The organism is Salinisphaera orenii subsp. halophila YIM 95161, assembly GCF_003732545.1.
Classification (GTDB): domain Bacteria; phylum Pseudomonadota; class Gammaproteobacteria; order Nevskiales; family Salinisphaeraceae; genus Salinisphaera; species Salinisphaera orenii_A.
On record NZ_AYKF01000063.1, the window covers coordinates 56,857 to 63,717 of the forward strand.

Consider the following 6,861-nt stretch of genomic DNA (forward strand, 5'->3'; position numbering starts at 1 on the left):
CCGGCGGACGCTAGCGTCCGCCCTTGCGGAAAAGCACGACTTCGACCGTGTTCATCAGGATGAGCAGGTCGAGGAAGAAGCTGCGATTCTTGACGTAGTAGAGATCGTGCTGGAGCTTGCCGTTGGCATCCTCTTCCGAGGCGCCGTAGGGATAACCGAGCTGCGCCCACCCGGTAATGCCCGGTTTGACGCATTCGCGCACTCGATAGTAAGGCAGCGTATCGGCCAGCTGATCGACGAACTCGGGGCGCTCCGGCCGCGGGCCCACCAGGCTCATGTCGCCCTTGAAGACGTTCCACAGCTGCGGCAGTTCGTCGAGCCGATATTTGCGAATGTAGAAGCCGACGCGCGTCACCCGCGGGTCGTCGACGCTGGCCCATTGGGCCACGCCGGGCGTCTCGGCATCGGTGCGCATGCTCCGGAATTTGTATATCCAGTAGATCCCGCCGTTCAGGCCGACGCGTCGTTGCCGAAACAACACGGGCTGGCGCAGCCCGTCCTCGACGAGAATCGCGATTGCGGTAGCGAGCATGATCGGCCAGACGATCGCGAGCAGCACCGAGGCGACGGCCAGATCGAGCAGACGCTTGACCGCATCCTGCGCGAAACTGCGCCGGAAACCGTGCGAGAAGATGATCCAGCTCGGCTGCAGCAGCTCGGTCTTCACCTTGCCGGTCTGGCGCTCGTAAAACGTCAGCGTGTCGACAATATTGACGCCGGCGATACGGCAGTCGATGAGATCGTCCGACGGAAACTGGTGCCGACGATCGTCCATGGTCACCACGATCTCGTCGATGCGGTGACGCCGCGCGTACTCGGCAAGCGAACAGTCAGCATGCAGGACCAGCTGCGAATCCACCTGCGGCGTCTCCCCCGGTGCGAGGATACAGCCCACGAGATTGAACAATGAATGATCGCTGCGACGGCGCATATAGGCCAGCGTCTCGGCAGCATTGTGTCCGGCGCCGTAGAACAGCACGCGCCACGGCGCGGAGCGCTGGTCGATCAACGCATAAAAGCCCAGCTGAACGATGCTCAAACCAATCAGCGACAGCACGAGCGCCATCAACAGGATGCCCCGCCCGAGAAACAGACCCGGGAGGACGTAGAACGCGAATGCGGCGACCAGCGAGGCCATGACCATGGCCGCCACGACCCGCACCAGAACCGGCACATGGCGATTCTGACGCTGCGGACGGTACACGCCCATCGCACTCAGGCAGGCCACCACCACGACCGCGAAGAACACGGCACGCCACATCAACACCGCGTAGTCGCGCATCATCGCCGCGTCGTCTCCGACGTAGCGGATCTCCGTAGCCGCATACACGGAGGCCGCGGCCAGCGCGAAATGCACGATACCGAGAATGACGAACTTGATGTGGATGTGGTGATTGAATATACGTAGCGTATTCATTCGGTGCCGCAGCCGGGAATGCATGTCTTGGCGAGATGCGGCGTGTGGCGCTCCACCCCACGTATCACCACATCGGCTGATCTCGCGCATCCATTAGGGCCACCGGCCAACTCGCCAGGGTCCGCATGCTGACAAGCCGGCCGCCCCAGGGCCACGCACGAGTAACAACGCGGGCATTTATACCATCGAATGCATGGCTGTGCGCAGGCTGTAAGAGTTTTCGACAAAAAAGGGGCGGCATCCGAAGACGCCGCCCCTTTCGACCCTGATGGGTCGACGGCCCTGTGACCGGGCCGCATTCACACGATCGATCAGCCGATCAGATCGCCATCGGTGCTGCGGCGACGCGCCGCGATACCGCCGACGAGCAGCACCAGGCCGAGACCGAAGATCGCGAGTTCCTGCGGCTCCGGAACGTCGGTGCCCGTCTGCAGGTCCGCCGCGGTCACGTTACCGGAAAAGCCGTTGTCGCCATTGAAGGCGAGCTCGCCGAAGCTGAACTCGGTCGTGGCGAAGGTGAAATCCGCCCCGGACTCGATGCCGAAGAAGCTTGCGAGTTCATCATTGACCGTATTCACGCCAATGGCGCTGAACAGGCCGGTGCGATTCGAGGCGCGCGTGAGATTCGGGGTGCCGGTGAACTCGCCGTCGAGCAACGTGCCACTGGCGATCGAGGAACCGCCGTTGACGACCTCACCCGTCAGCGTGAACGAGCCACCGCTACCGAACGCGTAGTTGGTACCGACACTGTCACCCTCGGAAATGTTGTCACCGGTAACGAAATTCAGTGCGCAGTTCACGCAGTTGACTTTCGAACCCGTACCGGTATCGGCGGAGACGAAGCTGAAGGAAATGCCCTGGCCTACCAGGCCGCCGCCCTGACCGTCATAGCTGAAGCTGCCGGTTGCGGCGCTGGAATCCTGATCGAAATTGATCGTGGCCGCAGAAGCGCCGGCACAGGCGAACGTCGAAAGGGCCGCGATCGCGACGCTGCGGCTTATGTATTTACCAAATGTCATCAGAACTGCTCCTTGGGGATGCTGAGAATGCCGTCGAGGCTCCTCGTGCCATACGGCTGTCGAACAGTGATGCAATTCGGGTGCCAATCTTCGATAACAGCTCAAAACGTTGTTATGACTTTGTTTTTTTCCTGTCCGTCCGTCGCGAAAATATCGTCTTCAGCATTGTGTAAGATAAAGCGACATAATCGGTTACCGCGAAAACGGCGGGCTGAAGCGAGAACCGACGCGACGCCCACACGCAAAAAAGCCATGACCGCGAAACGGCCATGGCTTTCAGGTCATCGACGCTGGCGCGATTTCTCGAACCGCGTCAGCGATCGGCTTGTGCGGGTTATCCGCGGTTTCTACTGGCGGCGAACCGCATCAACCCGACCATGCCGAGCCCGATCCCGAACAGCGCCCACGAGGACGGCTCGGGGATATCGTGCCAAGTCTGGCGAGGGCCGGGAATACCGTTGCCGCCGGAGTGATTGCCCGCATGCGACGCATTTCCATTCCATGTCAGATAGGCCGCCCCAGTTGGCGCAGCATTTCCGGAACCCTGTGTCCAGGCCGGGCCGGCGAAGGCCGTCATCGCCGCGATGGCGATACCGCCCGCGAGCATTTTGATCAAACGATTACGCATATCCTACAAAGCCTCCATGCCGTGGTCGCTCGACTCACGAGTCTGCCGACATGAACAGATGCAACACTCGTGCCTGAAAATTGAAGTCCATCTACAAGCCTGATTTTAACAGCTCCTCTCCAGGACGCTAGCCCCGGCCACGCATGCGTCACCGCTCGTCTTGCCGTTACCTGTAAGGAACGTCGACATCGAAGCCACTAAAGGTTTCCAGTCATGCCCGGACGCTCAGCCGATACGCTGCGCCAGACTCGCGACGATACGACCTGCCGCCTGGCCGTCCCAGAGTTCGGGCGGCGTGCGACGACGGGTCTCATCCCCGAGCACCTGGTCGACGGTCGCAACGAGCTCCGCGGGCTTGAGCAGCCGGTTCGACCCTTCTGTCAGCGTCACCGGCCGTTCGGTATTCTCCCGAAGCGTGAGACACGGGATGCCGAGATAGGTCGTCTCTTCCTGGATTCCGCCCGAGTCGGTGATCGCGATCTGCGCGGAGGTCACCAGATGCATGAAATCGATGTAGCCCTGGGGCTCGATCAGATGCACCGCCGGCGCCGATTCCAGACGCTCCAGAAGACCGCTGCTCTCCAGGCGTGCGCGCGTACGCGGGTGAACGGCAAAAACAAGCGGCACCCGTTCGCTCGACTCGACCAGCTGGTCGACAAGCAGTGCCAATGTGGCCGGATCGTCGACGTTCGAAGGCCGGTGCAGCGTGACGATGGCGTAGCGATCGAGGTCGAGGCCCAGCTTGGCCAGCGTATCCGCTTCGGCAATCCGCGGACGCACCAGCTCGAAGGAATCCAGCATGATGTTGCCGACGAAGTCGATCTTCTCCGGCGGAATCCCCTCCGCGAGCAGATTCGCATCGGCGTCACGGGAAGGTGTCCAGAGCAGATCGACGATGGCGTCGGTCACCAGCCGATTGATCTCTTCCGGCATGCTGCGATCACGGCTTCGAAGCCCGGCTTCCAGATGCGCGACACGAATCCCGAGTTTCACCGCAGCCAGCGCGCAGGCCGCCGTCGAATTGACGTCCCCGACGACGATGACCCAATCGGGCCGCTCTTCGAGACACACGTTCTCATAGGCCATCATCACCCGGCCCGTCTGCTCTGCGTGACTGCCACTGCCCACCTCCAGATGGACGTCCGGTTTCGGCAGACCGAAATCGCGAAAGAAGGAATCCGACATATTGGCGTCGTAGTGCTGGCCGGTATGCACCAGACGCACTCGACACCAGGACACCTTGGAAAGCGCGTGATAGAGCGGCGCGACCTTCATGAAATTCGGACGCGCCGCTGCGATCACATCGACCAGAACCTTTGCACTCATTCGCTTCTTCAGAGATTTGATTCAGCCGCAAGTCTAACGACTTTGCATGAAGTCACAATGGCAACGCGGCTCGACGATCACCGAGGAACGACCGCGAAATTCGGATAGTCGTCATAGTCGGGCTTGACCGACCGCTCATCGAAGACGCGCCATGCTTCGGTCGCCTTGGTTATACCGCTTCCGGCCGCCATGGCCAGACCGATCTGCAGATTCGATGCAAAGCCGGTTGCTGAATTCGCGTAACCGACCATCTCTCCCACGGCATAGCGGCGGCTGCCATCGCGACTCAACACATTGGCCATTTCCTGTCCCCCGCAGGGCAGGCCGCTCAGTTCCGGATAGGCGGCCTTGTACGCCGTCGCGATATCGGGAAAGTTCTCGGCGCCTTTAGAGGGTCGAATCTGCAGAGAGTACGTCGGCGCCACGATCCAGCAGTAGCCCTCCTCGGGATCCGACTGCCAATCGGTCATGCGGTCCACCTGAAAACGGGACAGCCAGGCGAGCAGAGTCGCGGCACCCTCGACCCGCTGGTCCGCCACGTGGCCCACGGCCCAGGTCAGAAAGTCGGCCTGCCAGGGGCCGACGCCGACCCGACTCTGGCCGTTCGCGGGATAAATGACAGCACCCCAGTTGTCGATGACATGGAACGGATTGCCTTCGTCATCGTTGACGAAGGATTTGATGTAATCGTTAATAATCCACTCGATCTGATCCGTGAAATACGACTTCAAAGGATCCGTGTCGGGCGTCGCGAATGCGGCGTCCGAAATCGAGCGTATCGCCCATGCCTGCCCGCGCACCTGCCCTTGAGCGCCCAGCAGCTGCCCTTTGTCGTAATCGCGATAACGCTGATTGGCCCACAGCTGAACATAGGAGGCCGTGAACTGCAGCTCCTCCAGATAGTAGTAGTCACCCGACACGAGATAGGGCACATACCCGATGGACGGATGATGCGCGATGTCGAAACTCAAGGGCGAGCCGCAATCCGATGGGCAGCCGGGCAGCAAATCGTCTTGAAACTGGCCTCCTGCATTGGATGCATAGCTCCGGTTAGCGAGAGTCACGTAGGGGTGGCGGGTGATCTCGAGCGGGCGTCCCGTTTCACCGTCCCGATAGTGAAAGGAATAACTACCGGCCGCGTCGTCATTGGCCAACATCCAGCGATAGGCCCGCGGATCGGAAGACACCACGTACGCCGATGTCCACCGAGGCAGCGGACCGATGGCGGCCTGCGCACCCGTGTTGCCCATCGACTTCGTCTGATCGCCGTGAGTCATCGGCTCGATGTCCTGACGCACGCTATCGAGCAGGTCATCACTGGGCGTCAACGTCGCGTAATTGGAAATGGCCCGCGTGCTCTGGAGGTAATCGGTGTCGATCCGAGCGGTGCGGGGGGGCGCGTTCGCAGTCCAGAGAGTTCTGTGCCAGCGCGACTGCCGGTACTGGGTCAGATCCGCTACCGAATAGCGATTCGCGCCCACGGTGATCTCGGCATCGTAATCACGGTTCTGCGGCGTGACGCCGTAGGCAAGCGCATTCTCCACCACGGTATCCACCCGCACATTGTCGATGCGCCCGTCGCTGCGGTAGGCGCGAACATGAAAATAGACCTGGAGCCCGTCGTTCGTCTGCGAACCGGATACCAGCGCCGCCGGCACGATCCATTCGGAGACCAGCGGGCCCGACAACCATTGCTTGCATTGCTTTGCCCCCCATTCGGGGCACATCCCCACCTGAGAAGCCGTCGCCAGCGCATGACTCGCATCGGCGGTGTAGGTCAAGCCGTTCTGCTTGATCTCCAGCCGTGCATTGAAGCCCGTCGCGAGCAGATCGCCGATCTGCACCGCAGAATCACCGCCATCCGACGAACTGCGATCGGAATCCACGCTGTACAGGGCGAACTCCGACGCACTACCGGCGGCAACGGTGATGACCGCATGGCGCAGTGATCCGTCGGACCAGGTTGCCTTGGCGTCGATCTGCGTCGGCAGCGCCTGTCCGTCGATCTCGGCAATCAGGGTGTGCCCCGCCGGCACGTCGCCCTCGCGAAAAACCTGACCGAAGGTGACCGGTGTCGTGGCTGCCGCGGAGGAAGCGCGGGCCGAACGGGCATCCGCAGCCGCCGTGAGTCCGACATCGACGACACGTGTTGCCTCGTCCGGCAACGCATCACCGCCGTCCTCGGGCGCCTCGCCAACGTCGTCGCCCGGTTCAGACGCCGGCTCTTCGCTCGGGTCGTCTTCAATAGCGTCCTCATCCGAGGAATCATCCGAGGAATCGTCCGAGGAATCGTCCGAGGAATCGTCCGAGGAATCGTCCGTGGAATCGTCCGAGGAGTCATCCGAGGAGTCGTTTGAGGAATCGTCCGAGGAATCGTCCGAGGAATCGTCCGAGGAATCGTCCGAGGAATCATCCGAGGAATCATCCGAGGAATCATCCGTGGAATCATCCGTGGAATCATCCGTGGAATC

The 6,861-nt window shown here is 61.4% G+C and carries 5 protein-coding genes; all 5 read right to left on the reverse strand.

The window, feature by feature from the left end; translation table 11 throughout:
* Window positions 1-10: 10 nt before the first annotated feature.
* Complete coding sequence (locus tag SAHL_RS04150; protein ID WP_184947338.1) at window positions 11-1,417, reverse strand: TIGR03013 family XrtA/PEP-CTERM system glycosyltransferase; 1,407 nt, start codon at window positions 1,415-1,417, stop codon at window positions 11-13.
* 311 nt (window positions 1,418-1,728) lie between these two features.
* Window positions 1,729-2,523, reverse strand: coding sequence for a hypothetical protein (locus SAHL_RS04155; RefSeq protein WP_148045477.1), 795 nt, complete (start codon window positions 2,521-2,523; stop codon window positions 1,729-1,731).
* A 247-nt stretch (window positions 2,524-2,770) separates the two neighbouring features.
* A complete protein-coding gene (locus tag SAHL_RS04160; RefSeq protein WP_123590141.1) occupies window positions 2,771-3,064 on the reverse strand; it encodes a PEP-CTERM sorting domain-containing protein in 294 nt (97 codons plus the stop codon).
* A 225-nt stretch (window positions 3,065-3,289) separates the two neighbouring features.
* Complete coding sequence (gene wecB, locus SAHL_RS04165; protein ID WP_123590142.1) at window positions 3,290-4,390, reverse strand: non-hydrolyzing UDP-N-acetylglucosamine 2-epimerase; 1,101 nt, start codon at window positions 4,388-4,390, stop codon at window positions 3,290-3,292.
* Window positions 4,391-4,467: 77 nt separating this feature from the next.
* On the reverse strand, window positions 4,468-6,861 hold a 2,394-nt coding region (locus SAHL_RS17470; protein WP_184947341.1), incomplete at its 5' end, for an RIFT barrel domain-containing protein.